Origin of the sequence: Robertmurraya sp. FSL R5-0851 (assembly GCF_038002965.1) — a bacterium.
Lineage (GTDB): Bacteria > Bacillota > Bacilli > Bacillales > Cytobacillaceae > Robertmurraya_A > Robertmurraya_A beringensis.
Map to the genome: position 1 here is coordinate 490,288 of NZ_JBBOOE010000001.1, position 19,902 is coordinate 510,189.

A 19,902-nucleotide genomic window follows, 5' to 3' on the forward strand; every position below is an offset into this window, starting at 1 on the left:
AGTTGAGCGAGTTCCTCTGGCACTTCTGCAATAATTGAATGGAGATCCTTATAATCCTTTATTATATTTTCAATATAATAAAGACCGGTATTAGGGAATGTACTTAGAACCTATTCGCCCCGAAAAGGCATGGAAAGAAGCTTAATGTATCAAGTGAATCCGGAAACAGCCGAGTTCTAGGAGCCTCCGATGCTCTCTAAAGGTCCATTCAGTTTTTTGAAAATAAAACTAAAACCGAATTCTTACGAGAGGCGAATCGGCTTTATTCATTCAAAAATTGGTTTAGTGTACTTTACCGTGTTTTTCTGCAGGGTCTTTTTGTCTATTGAGACCGAAGTGGAATGTTCGTATAAGGAATGAATGAAAATCCAAATCCAAATAATCTCTCAAACACTTGAATAGCGGCGGAGGCAACGATTATATCATTCGAAACCGTACTGCCACTTACACCTACTGCTCCAACAATTCTCCCATCGATCACAAATGGGATTCCGCCACCAATGATAACCAGACGTCCTTGGTTAGTCGTGTTTATGCCATACAATTCCTCGTTAGGGACACTTAATCTGGCTAACTTTTCCGTAGACATCTTCATGGCTACGGCGGTCCATGCCTTATTTTGGGCGATATCAATACTTGCGATTGGGCCTTCATCCATTCTATGACAGGCGATTAAATTCCCGCCTTCATCTGTAATAGCTATAACCTCTGATATACCAAGTTCTCTTGCTTTCCGTTCTGCACCTTTAATCAGTTTTTTGGCAACATCCAGCGTTATTTCCCTCAATTCATTACTCTCCTTTAAGACTATTTCCATGAATTTTGATTTTATTATTGCGGTCAGCCTATGTGCTAACACGATAGTTTAGTTCGAAATATCCTTCACACATGAAAGAGTTCCTAATTGCAATAACTCATCCGGACCACTTGCAAACAAAGCGCCATTAATTCATCTGAAATCAAAAATACCTGTATTAGAGATTACTCCATAATACAGGCTCTTCGACGTTAGCTTGTGAATCTTTTGAACTTCTGAAAATAGGAGTATACCCAGATTGACTTTTGAATATCCCTTAACTGTCCAAAAATATAAAAACTTGCTAAATGATAGGGTAATTAAAACCATAACGAGGGTTTGTATAGAATGGCGGTCTCCATCCTATTTCCGACATTGGCCAGGAATGATTGATATAATCCATCCTTACTTTTTCATCGGAATAGTTTACCAGCAATAATTTTACTTCCGGATTAAATTCGAATCGCAAAATAGCAGCCTCCTTGATATTTTATCTTACGTTTTACCTTATTCAAAGCCCATCAATGAGGAGCAAGTCTTTATTTCCTAGGTGCCCTTAAAATAATTTGTGGAATGGAAACAGGCACTTCACTTTTCTGCCCATCATACAGTAAACAGAACGTTTACTATCAGGAGGTTTGCCATGAGTCAAGAAAAGAAAGATCGCCAAATGCCACAGATGGATCAAATGCAAGATATGGATTCTGCGGATCAAATGGATTCCATGGACCAAATGTCGGAAATGCACCAACCGCAAATGAATTATATGCAACAAGCGAATCAGATGCCGTATTACCAGATGCCTCAAATGCCTCAATATCACATGTCACAAATGGATCAGTATCCAGGGGGCAACGTGATGAGCCAATATCAAAAAAATCATATGATGGGTCCGAAGAATCAAATGAAGCTGCAGCAGATCCAACAGCTGCAACAAGCGTTTGATGCAAACAAAGTGGAACACCCATACCCGATGTACCCTAACTATGGGAAAATAACCAAGTATGAGGAAATTCCGTTGAATTTACCGGAACAGCGCCAGCTCTTTCATCCAGGTGTAGAAGGGTTAATGGTGCCCCGGCCGATCATTGAAAACCCAAATTACAAAGGCAGCGGAAAATTAAAAGGAAAGGTCGCGCTTATTACAGGTGGTGACAGCGGAATTGGGGCGGCGGTCGCAATTGCATTTGCCAAAGAAGGCGCGGACGTAGCCATCGCTTATTTAAATGAACATGAGGATGCAAACCGAACCAGAACGAGGATCGAACAACTCGGTCAGCGTTGTTTGTTAATGCCGGGTGACTTGCGGGATAAACGGCAGTGTGTCGCAATCGTAGAGCAAACCATAAGGACGTTTGGCCGTCTGGATGTCCTCTGCAACCATGTAGGGATCCAGTTCCAGCAAAAGAGCCTAACGGACATTACGGACCAGCAATTCGATGATACATTTAAGGTGAATATCTATTCCCACTTCTATACAACCAGAGCAGCACTTCCATACATGAAACCGGGAAGTTCAATCATTCAAACTTCTTCTGTAGTGACTTATGTTGGAGAAAAACAAATGATTGATTACACTGCAACAAAGGGGGCTAACGTGGGATTCACGCGCGCTTTGGCGAATAATGTGGTAAATAGAGGGATCCGGGTTAATGCTGTAGCACCTGGGCGGATTTGGACACCTCTTATCGCAGCTAGCTTCTCATCAGACCAGATTGCTGTATATGGTGCCTTTAACCCGATGCAACGGGTAGCCCATCCATTTGAGCTTGCCCCAACATATGTTTATTTAGCTTCTGATGATTCTCGCTTCGTTACAGGCCAAGTGCTTCATGTAGACGGCGGGGAATCTACTCATTCATAATCAGCAGGTTAAATGGGATGAACTGAAAAAGAGGCCGCACTTAAAAGGTTGATGAAAACCTTTTGGAGCAGCCTCTTACAAAGTGTCTGGTATTTTATTGATGTATATTATGGCAGTATGTTTATTAATCTTTATAAATAATTTCTCAAAAAGTGTCCTTCTCTATCACTGATACATATAAGAGTATTATATACGAACAAAAGAAACAGACCCAACTGGATCTGCTTCATTTTATGATGGATTAGTTGACCATAATCCAGCTGTTTTAACGAATACTCTTGGATTAAATTTTAAACTAGCCACGACTAATTCTGCAAGGTCTTCTGGGTGCATCACGTTTTCTTCATTGCCTTTAACAAGATTTGTATCAATGGCTAAATCTGTAACGACCGTACTTGGCGTTAAAGCAGTAACACGGACATTATGTTTTCTTACTTCTAGCATAAGTGATTCTGTTAGTCCTAATACAGCGAATTTAGAAGCACTGTAAGCACTTGTAACAGGAGCACCTTTTTGGCCAGCAGATGAAGAGATATTGATGATATCTCCTGATTTTCTTTCGATCATTCCTGGTAATACTGCTCGTGTTACATTATACACACCCATTAAATTGACTTGGATGATTTTTTCCCATTCTTCTGGTGTTAAATCAAGGAATCCACCAAATTTAGCAACACCTGCATTGTTGATTAGGATATCAATTGGACCTAAGTCTGATTTGATATGTTCAACAGCATGAGTAACGGATTCAAGATCGGTAACATCTGCTGTTGCTGCAGATACCGTTACTTCAAATTGTGCTAGTTCAGCCGCTACCTTTTCTAGATTAGACATATTTAAGCCGATTAGGCCTAAATGAACGCCTTCTTTTGCTAAGGCGATAGCAGTAGCACGTCCAATGCCTCTTCCTGCGCCAGTAATTATTGCAGTTTTTCCATTTAAAGAAATCATTTTATCACTCCTAAAATAATTACAAATTGAAGTAGTTCATTTTAACAGAAAGACCGCAATCTTGCATGGAAACAGCTTGCGGTCTTTCCTATTTAGAACTCGAGGAATAAATTTATTCTAAGTTGGCGTGTCTACCATACATTTTATTGGTATCCAAACCTTTTTTTTCCATAAAGCGAAGAATCACAGCGTCGTAAAATAGTAAAAGTGTTTGCTCATATAATGAGCCCATTGGTTGAATCGTCTTAAAATCACTCTCCGACTGATCTTTAGGCGAGCCAGGCAACTTAATTGTGATATCAGCTAATTGTCCAATAGTGGACTCAGGGAAAATGGTTACAGCTGCAATCGTCCCACCGATACTTTTTGCCTTCTCAGCCATGGAAACTAAACCTTTCGTTTCTCCTGAACCAGATCCAATGATTAAGATGTCATCTTTTTCATAGTTAGGGGTTACTGTTTCACCAATCACATAGGCATCTATCCCCATGTGCATCATTCGCATGGCGAATGATTTGGCCATAAATCCAGATCTACCTGCGCCTGCAACAAAGATTTTTTTTGATTCAAGAATCCCATTAACTAATTTTTCAGCTTCATCATTCGAAATTAAATCTACGGACCGATTTAACTCTCTTATGATTTCAGCTAGGTATTGAGTTGTATTCATAATCTGAATTACCCTTGATTAATCATTTGTTGCATTTTGGCAGCAGCAGCTTTTTTATCAGCTTGTCCAGTAATCCCGCCACCTACAATGACAAGGTCTGGTTGTACTTTGATGACTTCTGGAAGTGTGTCTAATTTAATACCACCTGCGATTGCAGTTTTAGCATTTTTTACAACACTTTTGATGGTTTGTAAATCTTCAAATGAGTTCTTTCCAACAGCTTGAAGATCGTAGCCAGTGTGCACACAAATATAATCAACACCCATAGCGTCCACTTCTTTTGCGCGTCCTGCAAGATCTTTTACAGCAATCATATCAACAAGGATTTTTTTACCTTGTTTTTTGGCTTCTTCAACAGCACCTTTGATTGACATATCTTCAGCAGTTCCAAGAATGGTAACGATATCTGCACCTGCTTCAGAAGCTTTCATTACTTCATAACCAGCGGCATCCATAATTTTTAGGTCTGCTAATACCTTTAAGTTAGGGAATGCTTCTTTAACTGCTTTTACAGCATGAAGACCTTCATTGATTACAACCGGTGTACCGATTTCAACGATATCAATATGTTCCTCTACTTCTTTTACCAGCTCAATTGCTTCTGGAATATTTACTAAATCTAATGCTAATTGTAATTCCATCTATATTCACTCCTATAATTTTTTTATTGTTGTACAGTGATAATATCTCCAAAGGGTAAAAATACTTCTACAGTAATATTATCCTTATAGTGCATTATCTGTACCTGCCAGCAATAAGGAATATCATGTCCTCTCACTGAACAATGCAAGTATACAACGTATGATTTAACATTGAAAGTACGCACTTTTATTTTACATAGTGTTAAAAAGTATACTATGAGACAAACCGCATAAAATCTTTCTATTAACTTTAAAAGAAACAATGCACCATTCCGCATGGTCTATTTTCTGAATAAGTTGCTTGATAATTGCCCAAATGGTCATTGTATTACCTATTTATATGGTGAAGGTGGATTTTTAAGTAAAAAGAAAAAATAGTCTATTGTATAATCAATTTATTTATTTGAAATTAAAAAGGGTTTATTGTCAGTTGATCCTAATGCAATTATAGAGGCTTCTTATGTTTGTGAGATATCCGGTTTAGATAGCTCGCTTATTACGCCAATAGCTTCAACACAAAAAGAATACTGTTCTCAACAAATTTATTTGTGGCCAGGGAGAGGATGCTCACCCTGGCTTTTTAATTTATTTAACACAAACTGAGATGAGTCTATTCCTTTAGTATACTTTTTGTTAGTATATTCTTTTTTTATCACTATTTAAATAAAAAGTGCGTACTTACATTTGATAAATGTAGGTATTATACTTACATCTGTTGCAACATTGGATTCACGAAATACTGTGGTAATTGATCAGTCATCTGATCTTCCGCATTCCGTTTAATACATTGAAAGGCATAAGTGAAATTTTTAATTTAGGAGGTATGTAAAATGGAGGCAATGACATTTGTCTTATTTGGGGCGACAGGGGACTTAGCAAAAAGAAAAATCTTCCCGGCTCTATATAATTTGTTTTTGGATCAAAAATTACCTCTGCCCATCTCAATTATTGGGGTGGGCAGAGGAGATTTATCAGATACAGATTTCCAAAACCATGTGGAAGATTCCTTAAAAACATTTTCTAGACGATCACTAAATGATGATTCAAACCTTGAAGTGTTTATCCGTGCCTTTCGGTATAGCCATGTAGATGCAACCAAGGCTGAAGGATATAAAGGATTACTTGAACTCGTTAAACAACGTGAAGAAGAATTGAATATTCCAGAAAATCGTATGTTCTACCTATCTGTTGCTCCAGAGTTTTTTAATGTGATTGCTTTCAACATTAAAGAGAGTGGTCTAGGTTCTACTAAAGGTTGGAAACGTCTAATTATCGAAAAACCGTTTGGACATGACTTAAAATCAGCTCAAGAATTAAACGATAAACTAAGTAAAGCTTTTGATGAAGAAGAAATTTTTCGCATCGACCACTATCTTGGAAAGCCGATGGTACAAAACCTGGAAGCGTTAGGATTTGCAAATCCAGTGCTTCAAGCATTATGGAACAACCAATACATTGCAAATGTGCAAATTACTGCAAGCGAAACAGTTGGGGTTGAAGAGAGAGCTGGTTATTATGATCAAGCTGGGGCTATTCGTGACATGTTTCAAAATCATATGCTGCAAATGTTGATGATGACAGCCATGCAGCTGCCAAAACAAATTAGTGCAGAAGAGATCCGCAATGAAAAGAGAAAAGTAATAGAATCACTTCGTCCATTAAAGAAAGAGGATGTGGTGAATCATGTGGTTCGAGGTCAATATGGTCCTGGTGAAATCCAAGGTAAACCAGTTGTTGGGTATACAGGAGAACCTGCAGTTGCTCCTTCTTCTTTAAATGACACATTTGTGGCTACCCGTCTATATGTGGATGATGATTTTTGGAGAGGGGTTCCTTTCTATATCCGTACAGGAAAAAGAATGAAAGAGAAATCGACCCGAATTGTGATTGAATTCAAAAATACTTTAAAGGATTTGTATAGGACTCAAGAAGTAGAAACTGCGCCAAATCTTTTAGTGATTGAAATCAATCCAAACGAAAGTGTTTCATTACAATTAAATAGAAAAAACCCATTAAATAATGGAAAGATCGAACCAGTCAATGTTGATTTTTCTGCTAAGCAAGCAGATGTTCCTGAAGCGTATGAGCTTTTAATTTACGATGCAATGCGTGGCGACTCAACATTCTTTGCACATTGGAAAGAAGTGGAGTTGTCTTGGAAATGGGTACAGCCTATCTTAGAGGCATTTGAGGAAAATACAATTCCCCTTCAATTATATCCATCCGGGTCAATGGGACCAGATGCTTCCCATCAATTATTGGCAGAGGAAGGATATAAATGGTGGTAGTAATAAAAGATGAAGAATTTTTTAGATTATTAAGGAGGAAATGAACATGAAAGTTGGATTAATTGGTTTAGGAAAAATGGGATTAAACTTAGGTCAAAATTTAATTGATAACAAGCACGAAGTAGTAGCTTTCGATGTAAATGGAAGTGCCGTTGAAGAAATAAAGAAATACGGTGCTCAAGGTACATCTGATTTAAAAGAACTTGTTGAATCATTAGAAAAACCAAGAGTTGTATGGATTATGGTTCCGCATGCTGTGGTAGATTCAGTAATTGATGTAATAACACCATTATTAGGCACTGGAGATATCGTTATTGAAGCTGGAAATTCTCACTATAAGGAATCCATTCGCCGATATAATCAGCTAAAGGAAGTAGGAATTCACTTTATGGATGTCGGTACTTCTGGTGGAATGGAAGGTGCTCGTAATGGAGCATGTTATATGGTTGGTGGAGACCCTGAAGCCTGGAGCATCGTGGAACCTATTTTCAAGGATACAGCTGTCGAAAACGGATTTATCTATGCTGGTAAAGCAGGGAGTGGTCATTTCTTAAAAATGGTTCACAATGGAATTGAATACGGTATGATGGCAGCGATTGGTGAAGGATTCGAGGTATTAGAAAAAAGCGAGTTCGATTTTGACTACGAAAAAGTGGCTAGAGTGTGGAATAATGGTTCAGTTATTCGTTCATGGCTCATGGAGTTGACTGAACGTGCATTTTCAAAAGATGCAAAGCTAGATGAAATTAAAGGGATTATGCACTCTTCTGGTGAAGGGAAATGGACAGTTGAAACAGCTTTAGATTTACAAGCAGCCACTCCTGTTATCGCAATGTCTCTTTTGATGCGTTACCGTTCATTAGACAGCGATACTTTTACAGGTAAAGTGGTAGCTGCATTAAGAAATGAATTTGGTGGACATGTTGTTGAAAAAAAATAACAGAAATACATCTTTCACATTTAATAGATATGGGTCAATAAAAACGGTGAAGAAAAATAGCTCATTATTTGTGAAAAGGTAATGAAAACAATGAATATTATGTAGAAAAGGATGTGAAGTTCATGAATGTATTGGATGCAAAAATAATAAATACCCAATATGGTATAGAGACTTATCTAGATCTATTGAAAAATGTTGAAGTGAAAGACTAGTTTCCGAAATAACCTTTAATAATGATAGGGAATTTTTTTGAAGAATGTTTTTTAGAAAAGTTAAATAGGGATTCTAAACGGTATGAATTCCCTATTTAACTTCTTCTTCTAATTCTGAAAACGATAATATATTTATCTTGCCAGGAACTTTTAACAATTAAAATTAATGTAAATGGTTATCCTAATCTGTAATAGCTAGGAGGGACGATAAAATGGAACAAGTTAATCACCATACTAAAATTAATGCATCAGAAAATGCTGTTATTTGGTCACAATATGTTAATGACAGTTTGTCACGATGTATTCTTCGCTATATGTTACATGATGTAAAGGATGAAGATATTCGCGATTTACTGAAATTTGCCTTAGAATTATCAGAAACTCATTTAGAAAAAACGAAGCAATTCTTATCCTTAGAAAATCTTCCAATTCCAATAGGCTTTACAGACGAAGATGTCACAGTAGACGCTCCTAGTTTATTTACTGATACATTTAAGATTGTTTATTTACATATTATGACCATTCACGGATTGACGAGATATGCTGGTGCCACTAGTGTCTGTTTACGAGAGGATGTCAGAAAATACTTTATTGAATGTACTTCCCAAACATTGGAACTATATGATAGGGTAACAAGTGTTTCCTTAAATAAGGGAATTGTTAACAAACCTCCTACTTTAAACAATCAACAAAAGATTGATTTTGTTAGGAAACAAAATTATTTAACTGGTTGGTTCGGGAAACGTAGACCTATTAACGCAATTGAAATCAGTGGTGTGCATCTTAATATGCAGAAAACAATGGTGAAAATGGTATTGGAGTTAGGATTCAGTCAAGTTTGTCAATCTAAAGAGGTACGAGATTATATGGAACGTGCTCGTAAGCTTTGTGTTAAACACTTTGATATTCTAAGTTCAATGTTAAAAGAGGAGAATCTTCATGTTCCAAAGTTATTTGAAACAGAAGTAACAGATTCAACCGTTCCACCCTTTTCAGATAAACTTATGCTATTTCATATAGCGACACTGCTTTCTGCAGCAATTGCTTATTATAGTGAGGCATTATCAATGGGACAAAGAAGAGACTTAACGGCAGATTACGCACGAATGAATACCGAAATTGCCTTACTTGCTGAAGATGGTATAAATCTATTAATAGAAAAGGGATGGATGGAACAACCTCCCTCTGCCACTGATCACGAAAGTTTGGCAAAGAATTAGATCAAGATAAGTATGCTTAATGAAAAAGAGAGGACTAAGTTATGATTGGTGTCAAAATACATGTTAAGAAATTTCCTTTAGAGGGAGACTTTGGGTCCCTCTCTATTGTTTTTTAAATCTTTACTATGATTCTACCTTTTGCTTGTCCCTTTAAAATAGTAGGTAAGGTTTCAGGTAATTCTTCTAGTGTAATTTCTTTATTTACTGTTTCAGAAAGAGTAAAAGGTTTTAAATCGGTTGCCATTCGATTCCAAAGGTCTTTTCTAACATGCATTGGACAATAAACAGAATCGATTCCGAGAAGGTTTATGCCACGTAAAATAAAGGGAAATACAGTGGTTGGAACGTTTCCTCCACCAGTTAAGCCACTCACCGCAACAGAACCATTGTATTGGATTTTACTTAAGATAGATGCAAGGGACTCTCCCCCTACTGGATCAACCGCTGCGGCCCAAATTTGTTTATCAAGGGGTTTAATTTTCCCGTTAAAGACATCTTCTCGAGAGATAATCTCTTTTGCACCAAGTTTATGTAGAAAGCTATACTCATACATTTTACCCGTACTAGCGACAACTTCGTATCCTCTTTTTGAAAGCATGGAAACAGCTAAACTTCCTACCCCACCAGTAGCTCCAGTGACAAGGACTTTACCCTTTTCTGGCGATAAACCGTTATCTTCTAACCTTTGAATGGAGAGGGCTGCAGTAATACCTGCTGTCCCCAAAATCATTGATTCCATCAACGATAAATTTTCAGGTAAAGGGACAATCCAATCACCAGGAACGCGGGCATATTCACTATAACCACCATAATGGGATACCCCAATTTCATAGCTTGTTGCTATGATCTTATCTCCTTCCCGGAAGCGTGGATCTTGAGACGATACGACTACACCTGCTAAATCAATACCTGGAATAAAGGGATAGGTTGTGACGATTTTTCCATTCGGAATACTAGCTAAACCGTCTTTATAGTTAATCGCAGAATAAGAAACCTTGATTAAAACATCACCTTGAGGTAACTCATTTAAGGAAATATTTTTGACTTGAACAGAAAAATCGTTTTCCTTTTTATCTACCACTAATGCTTTAAATTGTTCCATCATTCTTTAACTCCTTTCTTGAACAGCAGAATAGAATTATATCTTCATTGCTAATATATAATGTATGGAAGTATATTACAAGTACATACTTATATTATATATAGTGAAAAAAGTATACTATGGGTTATAATAAATATGGAGGTGAAGTGAAATGTCACGAATGCAGGATAAGATGTTTAACTGTGAAAAAGAATTAACTCTTTCCGTTATCGGTGGTAAATGGAAGATGCTTATACTATGGCATTTAGGAAAAGAGGGAACGAAGCGATTTGGTGAACTGAAAGCTCTTATGCCAGGGATCACGCAGAGAATGCTAGTTAATCAATTGCGAGAACTGGAAGAAGACTTGATTGTAAAACGCGAAGTCTATCCCGTGGTTCCTCCAAAAGTAGAATACTCCCTTACTGAACAAGGAAGAACCTTGATGCCGATTCTCGATGCTATGTACAACTGGGGGAAAGATTATATGGAAACGGCTGGATTGAATCCTTTAGTAAGACAAGAGTCGATTAGGTGAATTTTAACTGTTGAATCTAAGGTTGACTCCGCCCAAGGGGATCAACCTCATTTCATGATAATTTAATAATTATTTTCAGTGTTTTGTAATGCTTCAAAATAAAGCTGATAATTAACTTTTATTTCCGCTTTTTCCCAAGCGGCTAACCATACCTTTTCGCTGATGGGTTTGGTAAAGGGGCTAAGGGTGTGTGTACCGATTTGAAGAGGATCCACCTTCAGCTCTTGCATTTTTTTTATGAGGTCCGTTGTTTTCATTTCTAATTCAGTTTCAATTTCCTGATGAAGTTGCATCAGTTCATTTCCGTTGTATAAATTTTTATCACCTTGATATTCCTCAATTAATCCATTTAGTTTCACGTTTATTGTAACTTGGGAAAGAGTTTTATCTAAATCAACAGTTACTCTTGAGCGTAGATCTCCAATCACCACATCCAATTCGGGTATTGGAAAAAACTTTAAATAGTGATCATTGTCAAGAAGTTGAAATATTTGATCTTCGGTACTTGTGACCGTCTCTAATAGTTTGTCATTGCTAAAAAAAGCAGTCCCCTCGTAAGTAAAGTTATCATTCGCTACTTTGAAAACAGGAAGAACGGGATCTGAATATGGTGAAAACAGCTTATTTTTATATTCATGCAAATTGACAATGGTCATTTCACCTTGGTTTTTCCTCTCATAGTGTCTTAGCATCCGATACAGGTAATAATCAAGGTTTTCTTGCTTCTTTGCTTGTCTGTTAATATAATCGTCAAAATTTCCTTTAACGATTACTAAATACATTCGTTGCGAAACATCATAGTCAGTCAATAGCGTGTTAATCAACTGAATAATCCCTTGTTTCGCTAATTCCTCATGAATTAAAAAATAACGTAGTTGTCCAACCTTCAATTCACGATAATATCTTAAATTAAAGTCTTTTCCTCCCTGTTTAAGGAGATCAACTTCTAGTGTTAATAAGCTTTTTGGCTCATTTACTAATGGAGGGACTAATGTACTCATTTTTATTTTTCCTTCTTCGCCTTTACTAATTGACCAAAAAGTGACAGGGGCAATATCTTCAATTGTGTTGTTCTCAACAAATGGGGCACATCCTGGAATCAGGACTAATGAAACAAAGATTCCCCAAACTAAAAGCATTTTCTTTCGTCTCATGCTTTTACACGCCCTTTTAGCTTTGTTAATAGTAGCAAGAATGTTGGGACGATAAAGTAAGTTATTCCACTTAACCAAATTTGAATATTCAGGAGAATATTCTGTTGCGTTTCAATGGACCAAACCCAATTATTCACAATTACAACGCAGAGAAATAACATAATACAAGTGACAGCAAAACCCATACGTGAAGGTTGGGTACTTGTTTTTTTTAGGATGATTCTTATAGCCCCATATATACATAACAAAAAAATGGAGATAGCAAACACCAATACAAACATATGTAGTGAAATCAGGATAATATCCGGCCGTTCAAACAGGGGAGATTGTAAGTATCGAATCATATGAATAATAGGGTATTTAGTTTTACTTAAATAATTTGAACCGAAAAAGAATAAACTCGCAATAAACAATAGCAAATACTCTAAAGTAGAAAGAGCATTCGCATAGGATAAATATTTACGCATTTTTTGTTGTGGTTTGATCCAAGGAATTAAACAGATTAAATACTCTGGTCCTGAAAATGATGCCCAAATGAGTAACAATCCTTTCCATGAAGCAGTTGTCCAACTTGTTGGTATCAAAGGATACAAATCATGTAATGCAGCGATTGGTGGAATAAAAAAGGGAAAATGTAAAAAAATCATCCAAAAAACATATAAAAAAACAATTACTACAAACCGTATGGTATTCTTCATTCCTAGTGAAGCGACATAGGAGCTGGTAAGAAGAATGAAAAAAATAATCCAATTTGAATTCATTGATGGGAAAATAAAATCATGAATGACTTCTAAGTATCCGAGTGTGATCACCGTTATTTTTATTAGTATCAATATAAGGCCTATAAAAGTCAAAAGCCTTACCATTCGAACACCAAAAAGTTCTACAAAACCTTGATATCCCTTTTTAGCATAATTGGATTCTAGCCATTTGCATAACAGCCTTATATTGAGGTGGGAAAAGAATGCCATTGCAACAATACCCCAAATCATAAACGGGTGTAATAAGTAGTTAGGCATTAATAAAAACAGGGAAAGCATTTGTAAACGGTTGACGATAAAAAAGGCATAGATTCCGTCAAATTTAGATGGTTTATCAAATAAGGAAAATGTGGTCAACTATGAATCACATCCTTCGTTTGTATCTCCATTTCTGTAAAGGGTGTAAGTGATCCGGACGGGATTTCATGCTTATTAAAGGCCCTCTAATAAAGAGATCGATCCAGTCCTTCCAGTAAAATGGAGCGATTGGTGAAAAATAGGGTTGTTTTAAGGAAGTAAGACCATTTAGATGTGCCAAAATGGCAACAGCTCCTATGGCAATGCCAAAAACACCAAAAATGGATGAAAGGACTAGGAAACCAAATTGAATGAGTGTATTTGCCTTCGTCATCAAATAGTTTGGTACTAAAAATGAGGAGATGGTTGAAATACAAACTAATACAATTAATACTTTGCTCGCAAAACCCGCTTCAACCGCTGCTTGACCGATAACTATACCACCAATCATCCCTAAGGTTTGACTTGATTTGGTCGGCATCCGTAAACTCGCTTCTTTTATAATTTCAAGAATAGTTAACATCAGTATTGCTTCCCAAAATGGTGTAAAAGGTAGTTTACTTCTAGATTCCTCTAAAACAATTAGTATTTGTAAGGGAATCATTTGATAATGGTGGGTTGTTAGTGCAACATAAAATGGTATCAGTGTGACAGACAGAAAAAAACTTAAATATCGAATAACTCTTAAAAAACTTGCAACTGGCCAACGATTAATATAATCCTCAGGTGATTGGAAAAGGTGAAAAAAGGTGATTGGTGCAATTAATACAAACGGTGTGTTCTCTACCATGATCGTTAATTTACCGAGCCCTAAGGAATAAGCACAAACATCTGGGCGGTCAGTTTGTTGGAATTGTGGAAAAATACTGTGATGATGTTCCTCCATAAATGCTGCTACCTGGGATGAGTCGAAAAATAAATCAAAGTTAATTTCAGAGATTTTCTGTCTTGCTATTGAGATATATTCAGGATTGGTTAACCCGTCAATGTACATTAGGACAACCGTTGTTTCACTTAATGAACCTACTTTATATTTCTCTGTTTTTAATTCAGTAATAGGTAGTCTTCTGCGTATGAGGGTGATATTTGGTTCTAATTGTTCAGTGAAACTATCTTTTGCACCGTATAAAATGGTTTCTGTATCAGAGGTTTCAATCCCCCTACTTAATTCGTTAGGAAGAGGAATGACCAACCATTGTTCTTGGATACAATCATTCAGAAGCACAGCACCGGTGAGGAGTAATTTCTGTGCCTCTTCAAGCCATTGGACCTTCATTACTTTAGGTGTGGCTATGCTTTCGTAAATCATGGCATGTGGACATTGGATAACAGGTTCTATTATCGATTCATTCAAACGTTCCTGGTCAATTAAGGTTCTTAAATAGATAAAGACAATTTTTTGATCGTTAAGTGTAGTGCGTTCGATTATCTCTACATCGTCCATATTGTTTAAAACCTGTTTTAGAGAGTCTAGTGATATCTTTCTTTGCACAGGTTGTTGTGTGTCACTGCTATCATTAGCAATGCTTTTACCCTTTTTCCAAAACATAAACATCCCTCACTGATATAAGTTGCCATTTGTTCACTGTAGAAAAAGTGTAATGGTAATGGTAATTCTTCCTTTTATTATGAAAAAGAAAAGATTATTTTATACTAAAAAATAAGTAGGGGAAAATATATAAATATTACAGTATAGTTCTTTACACTATGTAATAAAAAAGTGCGTACTTTTTCAATTTATTTATCTAGCTAATAATAAGGTTAAATGATTATGGAAACAAAATAGAAGCTTGAACAAATAGAAATGGGGGATCATCATGTATCGAAAAGAATTTTTCGTTTTCGACCAAGACAAACCAGTTCCAGTTGTCATCCGAAATTATGAAGAAAAGGACTTTCCTGATTTAATTCGTATTCAACAGGAAAGTTTTCCTCCTCCATTTCCATCTGAATTATGGTGGAACGATGTGCAACTAAAAAACCATGTAACACTTTTTCCGCAAGGCGCTTTATGTATTGAGGTGAATGGTGAAATCGCTGGGTCTATGACGGGATTACTCGTTGACTTTGATCCTCAACATCCTGAACATTCCTGGGAAGCGATAACCGACAATGGCTATATACGTAACCACAAACCAAATGGAAATACTCTATACGTTGTCGATATAGGTGTCCGTCCTGCTTTTCGTAAATTGGGGTTAGGCAAGTGGCTGATGTTTTCCATGTATGATGTTGTTGTTCATTTGGGGTTGGAAAGACTGCTTGGTGGGGGTAGGATGCCAGGTTATCACAAACATGCGAATGAAAAGTCACCTGAACAATATATAGATGCTGTGGTCAAAGGGGAGCTGAAGGATCCAGTTATCACTTTTCTCCTCCGTTGCGGCCGTACACCAGTAAAAGTAGTAGCAAATTATTTAGAGGATGAAGAATCGAATAATTATGGCACGCTAATGGAATGGAAAAATCCGTTTTCCTATTCAAAATAATGAAAAGGAGATGATCCAATGGAATATAGTAGAATTACCAATATCAACGATCCGTTATTTAAACAAATGCATCAATTAATGCAAGATGTGTTCCCCCCAGAAGAAGTACTAGAATTTGATCTTTGGAAAGAACCGTTAGAAGATCCAGGTATCCGTGTCTTTGTCGCTGTTCATGAAGGTAAAGTAGTGGGCGCAACTGAGTACCGTTATTATGAAGATTTTAATGTAGCAATGACGGATTTTACAATTATTGGCCAAGCAGGCATGGGAATCGGTCCATTTTTAGCGAATAAAAGACTAGAAGACCTGAATGAATTAGCAGCAGCGAATGGGAAGAAACTGAGGGGGATGTTTGCTGAAATCTATGATCCATATCGTGTAGAGCATTATGAATTTGGCGGTGTTAAGCCGATGGATCCTTATGTTCGTCGTGAAGTGCTGGCACACCTTGGATACAAACGTCTGGATTTTCCATATGTTCACCCGTCCTGGAACAATGATGGAGAAGCTGTCACAGGTCTAGACCTATGTTTCCTCCCAATGGATGGAGAAATGAATGAACTGCAAACAGACTTAATAGTGAAATTTTTGAAACGCTATTATACCGTCTTATCAAATAAACCAGAGACTTGGTATTCAATGATTGAAAACTTAGAAGCAAAAGAAAAAGTGGCATTAGTATATTTTTAATGAATTAAAAAGCTTGCTGATTAAGTCAAAGAGTTGACTAGTAGTCGGCAAGCTTTTTTGTAAAGAGAGAGAAAATATCATTTTTTTATAAAATGGTGGGTGCTTTTATCGGTGGGAAATCGGGTTAAGCGCCTATTTGTTAAATAGACGGATAAATTCCGCTTAAGTAAAAAATAAACTAAAAAACAGTCCTAATAGACGGAGATATTCCGCCTATTGAGTCAAAAAAGGTGAAAATTTGGTGTTTTGCTTTGCATAACCGGAAAATCTCCCCTTATATGCCCCGAAACGAGCTTCATTCTGTATTTAACCGGAAAGTCTCCGCTTATTCTACTTTTGCTGGGTTGAGTTCCTCATTGCGGTAAACCGCCCTAACCACTAACTCATAACAACAAAAATGGTTACGCACAGTCCGTGCGCAACCTCAGGTTAACTAATAGCAACTTCCCTTTTCACATGATGCCGCCCAATCGGTACCACAGAAGGAGAACCGGAAATAGGATCATCTATGACCGTACAATGAAGACCAAAAATATTTTCAATTAATGTGCTTGTAATAACCTCTGATGGCTGTCCCTCAGCGACTAGCTTTCCGTTATGTAGGGCGAAAATATGGTCTGCATAACGTGCGGACAGGTTGATATCATGAAGAACCATGACAATCGTTGTTCCGTATTTTCGGTTAAGGTCAGTTAGCAGGTCGAGAATTTCAACTTGATAGGTAATATCTAAAAAAGTGGTGGGTTCATCAAGAAACAGGATGTCTGTTTGTTGTGCTAGAGCCATGGCGATCCACACGCGCTGTCTTTGACCACCTGAAAGCTCATCAATATGTCGATCGGCGAATTCGGTGATTTTCATGGTTTCCATTGCCTCACCAACGGCTTCATAGTCCTTATTTGACCAGCCTTTTAGGAAGGTTTGGTGTGGAAATCTTCCTCGTCCAACTAAATCTGCAACGGTAATTCCCTCAGGTACAATCGGTGATTGTGGTAAAAGGCCTAATACACGGGCCAGCTGTTTGGGTGGTATTTTTTGAATGGATTTTCCTCCCAGGGTCACTTGCCCAGAGATCGGTTTAATAAGCCTAGCCATTGTCTTAAGTAATGTAGATTTACCACAACCATTGGCGCCAATAATAATACTTATTTTGTTACTAGGTATGGAAATACTTACATCATGTAAAATGGTTTTATTCTCGTATCCAGCAGTGATTCCTTCAGCTTGAAAAGCATGTATAGGTTTCATTATAAATCTCCCTTTCGATTCATTCGGATTAGCAAGTAGATCAAGTATGGCGCTCCCAGTATGCCCGTGATGACACCTACAGGGTATCTAGCAACGAATGCGAATTGTCCGATAAGATCTGATGCTAAAACTAAAATGATGCCAACAAGACCTGCTGGGACAATAGTTGAAAATCCAACACCAACGAGTCTTTTTGCGATAGGTCCGGATAGGAAGGCGACAAAGGCAATGGGTCCTGTTGTAGCGGTAGCTAACGCAATAATAAGTACGGAACTGATCACAAGAATAAGCCGTGTCTGATTCGTATCAACCCCAAGTGAAGTTGCTGCTTGTTCTCCAAGCTCTAACATATCTAATCGTTTACCAAGCAAGATAATAATGGGGGCGAAGATAAGAACCGTTATCATAAGAGGATAAAGAGTCTCCATTTTAGCCCCGTTTAGACTACCGCTTAACCACCTCATGGCAGTAGGAATATCATGTTGCTGGCCAATCATTAATAAGTAAGAGATGATGGCATTTAGCATGGCTTGAATGCCAATGCCTATTAATATTAATCTGCCAATGGAAAAAGAAGTACCTTTTGATAATAGAAAAATAACAATTACTGTTGCAAGTCCACCAATAATAGAAGCAATGGAAACAAAGGTAGTACTTGCCTGAAGAACGATAATACAAAAAACCGCAGCAGCGCTTGAACCAGCTGTGATTCCGATAACATTTGGATTGGCAAGGGGATTACGAAGCATCGTTTGAAATACCGTTCCAGCTACACCAAAAGCAAATCCGGCAAAAACACCTGCTACCATTCTTGGAAAGCGTATGGTTCCCACTGAAAAGGAGGCACCTTTTACTTTTTCACCTAGTAAAACACTGATCACATCGGAAACAGGGTAAATCGTATTTCCTAGCATCAGCATCGTGCAGCAAAGGGCAAAGGCAATGATTGCAAGTATGGATGTGACGAGGAAAAACGACGACGTCTCTTCGTTCTACCTACCATAATAAGGTTGATCGTTTCATTCATCATAAGGCACGCATTTTCGCTTTCATAGTTATTAAGATTAATATAGGAGCCCCAATAAATGCGGTCACGACACCCACTTCAAGCTCACCAGGACTTCCTAGAATTCGACCACATACATCGGAGATGGTTAATATAATGGCACCTGATAACGCTGACATCGGAATAATGTATCGTAGATCAGGACCGATGAGGAGTCGAATCACATGTGTGGCAATTAAACCGATAAAACCAATAGGACCTGCTAGTGCGGTTGCTACACCACATAGTAGCACGCCTCCAAAAGCAGCAACCAGTCTAAGTGTTCCAGTACGTACCCCTAATCCTGTAGCTACTTCATCACCTAATGCTATTGCATTGAGTGCTGGAGCAGAGAACAGGGCTATGAGTATTCCGATAATAAGAAAAGGAATAAAAAGAGAGATAGAGTTCCAATTTCCTGCTCCAACACTACCAACCTGCCAAAATCTAAATTGATCCATCACGTTTGAGCGGGGAATCATAATGGCCATGACAAGAGATGACAACGCCGCACTTGTAGCAGCGCCCGCTAAAACTAGTTTAAGGGGCGTGGCACCGCCACTCCCCATCGAACCAATTCCGAATACAAAAATGGCAGTTATGATTGCTCCTGCTAAGGCAAGCCAAATGTATTGACCAGCAGTACCAATATTAAAAAAGGAAATTCCACAAACAACGAATAGTGCTGCACCTGTGTTAACTCCTAATATACTAGGGTCTGCAATAGGATTACGAGTGACTGATTGCATGAGAGCGCCAGAAACACCCAATGCAGCCCCACACATAATACTAAATACGGTTCTAGCTATTCTTTGGCGGACAACATTGGCCCCATGACTCTGTACTTCAGGATGGAATAAGCCATCTATAAGCTCATTCCATCCAACTATACGAGATCCAAAAGCAAGAGAAGCCAATACACATATACCGAGTAAGACAATAGAAAGTACAAGTACTTTTATGAAATGTTTCGGTAAAAGTAACTGCTTATTTTCTAAAACGGATGTATGATTCATT

The 19,902-nt window shown here is 37.6% G+C and carries 17 protein-coding genes and 1 pseudogene; 7 read left to right on the forward strand and 11 right to left on the reverse strand.

Going from position 1 to position 19,902, the window contains the following annotated elements; genetic code table 11:
- Positions 1-322: 322 nt before the first annotated feature.
- Positions 323-787 carry a GlcG/HbpS family heme-binding protein gene (locus tag MKX65_RS02550; RefSeq protein ID WP_340902122.1) on the reverse strand — a complete coding sequence of 155 codons (465 nt, stop codon included), beginning with the start codon at positions 785-787 and terminating at the stop codon, positions 323-325.
- Positions 788-1,679: 892 nt separating this feature from the next.
- Here MKX65_RS02550 and MKX65_RS02555 point away from each other — a divergent pair.
- Entirely contained in the window at positions 1,680-2,660 is a 981-nt protein-coding gene (locus tag MKX65_RS02555) for an SDR family oxidoreductase (protein ID WP_445677940.1), read from the forward strand.
- A gap of 231 nt (positions 2,661-2,891) precedes the next feature.
- On the opposite strand, the gene MKX65_RS02560 is transcribed toward MKX65_RS02555, so the two are convergent.
- The 3 genes from MKX65_RS02560 to hxlA form a co-directional block, all read right to left on the reverse strand.
- Positions 2,892-3,611 (reverse strand): 3-ketoacyl-ACP reductase, encoded by a 720-nt coding sequence (locus MKX65_RS02560; RefSeq protein ID WP_340902124.1) that lies wholly within the window; start codon positions 3,609-3,611, stop codon positions 2,892-2,894.
- 112 nt (positions 3,612-3,723) lie between these two features.
- Positions 3,724-4,281, reverse strand: coding sequence for a 6-phospho-3-hexuloisomerase (gene hxlB / locus MKX65_RS02565; protein ID WP_340902126.1), 558 nt, complete (start codon positions 4,279-4,281; stop codon positions 3,724-3,726).
- Between the two features lie 8 nt (positions 4,282-4,289).
- The gene (hxlA, locus tag MKX65_RS02570) at positions 4,290-4,922 is read right to left on the reverse strand and encodes a 3-hexulose-6-phosphate synthase (RefSeq protein WP_119706753.1); all 633 of its coding nucleotides are present in this window, start codon (positions 4,920-4,922) and stop codon (positions 4,290-4,292) included.
- 830 nt (positions 4,923-5,752) lie between these two features.
- On the opposite strand from hxlA, the gene zwf reads away from it, so the two are divergent.
- The 3 genes from zwf (at position 5,753) to MKX65_RS02585 (ending at position 9,582) form a co-directional block, all read left to right on the forward strand.
- Entirely contained in the window at positions 5,753-7,210 is a 1,458-nt protein-coding gene (gene zwf, locus MKX65_RS02575) for a glucose-6-phosphate dehydrogenase (protein ID WP_340902132.1), read from the forward strand.
- A 46-nt stretch (positions 7,211-7,256) separates the two neighbouring features.
- On the forward strand, positions 7,257-8,150 hold the full coding sequence (gene gnd / locus MKX65_RS02580; RefSeq protein WP_340902133.1) for a phosphogluconate dehydrogenase (NAD(+)-dependent, decarboxylating): 894 nt from the start codon (positions 7,257-7,259) through the stop codon (positions 8,148-8,150).
- A 424-nt stretch (positions 8,151-8,574) separates the two neighbouring features.
- Positions 8,575-9,582 carry a DUF3231 family protein gene (locus MKX65_RS02585; protein ID WP_340902135.1) on the forward strand — a complete coding sequence of 336 codons (1,008 nt, stop codon included), beginning with the start codon at positions 8,575-8,577 and terminating at the stop codon, positions 9,580-9,582.
- Positions 9,583-9,694: 112 nt separating this feature from the next.
- Here MKX65_RS02585 and MKX65_RS02590 read toward each other — a convergent pair whose 3' ends face one another.
- On the reverse strand, positions 9,695-10,687 hold the full coding sequence (locus tag MKX65_RS02590) for an NADPH:quinone oxidoreductase family protein (RefSeq protein ID WP_340902137.1): 993 nt from the start codon (positions 10,685-10,687) through the stop codon (positions 9,695-9,697).
- Between the two features lie 148 nt (positions 10,688-10,835).
- Between MKX65_RS02590 and MKX65_RS02595 the strand changes: the two genes are divergently transcribed.
- Positions 10,836-11,201: a winged helix-turn-helix transcriptional regulator gene (locus MKX65_RS02595; RefSeq protein WP_119706756.1), complete on the forward strand. Its 366-nt coding sequence runs from the start codon at positions 10,836-10,838 to the stop codon at positions 11,199-11,201.
- Between the two features lie 62 nt (positions 11,202-11,263).
- Here the strand turns inward: MKX65_RS02595 and MKX65_RS02600 are convergent, their stop codons facing one another.
- Genes MKX65_RS02600 through MKX65_RS02610 form a run of 3 tightly spaced genes read right to left on the reverse strand, consistent with a single transcriptional unit; the run spans position 11,264 to position 14,962 of the window.
- A complete protein-coding gene (locus tag MKX65_RS02600; RefSeq protein WP_340902138.1) occupies positions 11,264-12,355 on the reverse strand; it encodes a Ger(x)C family spore germination protein in 1,092 nt (363 codons plus the stop codon).
- Positions 12,352-13,473 carry a GerAB/ArcD/ProY family transporter gene (locus tag MKX65_RS02605; protein ID WP_340902140.1) on the reverse strand — a complete coding sequence of 374 codons (1,122 nt, stop codon included), beginning with the start codon at positions 13,471-13,473 and terminating at the stop codon, positions 12,352-12,354. Before MKX65_RS02605 ends, MKX65_RS02600 begins: the two co-directional genes overlap by 4 nt.
- 7 nt (positions 13,474-13,480) lie before the next feature.
- Positions 13,481-14,962 carry a spore germination protein gene (locus tag MKX65_RS02610; RefSeq protein WP_160548266.1) on the reverse strand — a complete coding sequence of 494 codons (1,482 nt, stop codon included), beginning with the start codon at positions 14,960-14,962 and terminating at the stop codon, positions 13,481-13,483.
- A gap of 268 nt (positions 14,963-15,230) precedes the next feature.
- Between MKX65_RS02610 and MKX65_RS02615 the strand changes: the two genes are divergently transcribed.
- Together MKX65_RS02615 and MKX65_RS02620 are read left to right on the forward strand one after the other, a co-directional pair.
- Positions 15,231-15,902, forward strand: a complete 672-nt coding sequence (locus MKX65_RS02615; protein ID WP_340902143.1) for a GNAT family N-acetyltransferase — start codon at positions 15,231-15,233, stop codon at positions 15,900-15,902.
- Between the two features lie 18 nt (positions 15,903-15,920).
- Entirely contained in the window at positions 15,921-16,592 is a 672-nt protein-coding gene (locus MKX65_RS02620) for a GNAT family N-acetyltransferase (protein ID WP_160548268.1), read from the forward strand.
- Positions 16,593-17,021: 429 nt separating this feature from the next.
- Here the strand turns inward: MKX65_RS02620 and MKX65_RS02625 are convergent, their stop codons facing one another.
- The 3 genes and pseudogenes from MKX65_RS02625 to MKX65_RS02635 all read right to left on the reverse strand — a co-directional run bounded on the left by MKX65_RS02625 (position 17,022) and on the right by MKX65_RS02635 (position 19,901).
- The gene (locus tag MKX65_RS02625) at positions 17,022-17,840 is read right to left on the reverse strand and encodes an ABC transporter ATP-binding protein (protein WP_340902144.1); all 819 of its coding nucleotides are present in this window, start codon (positions 17,838-17,840) and stop codon (positions 17,022-17,024) included.
- Positions 17,840-18,870: pseudogene (locus MKX65_RS02630) on the reverse strand (FecCD family ABC transporter permease). Before MKX65_RS02630 ends, MKX65_RS02625 begins: the two are co-directional and overlap by 1 nt.
- Positions 18,867-19,901, reverse strand: a complete 1,035-nt coding sequence (locus tag MKX65_RS02635) for a FecCD family ABC transporter permease (protein WP_340902146.1) — start codon at positions 19,899-19,901, stop codon at positions 18,867-18,869. The pseudogene MKX65_RS02630 and the gene MKX65_RS02635 overlap by 4 nt, the downstream one beginning before the upstream one ends.
- Position 19,902: the final 1 nt, after the last annotated feature.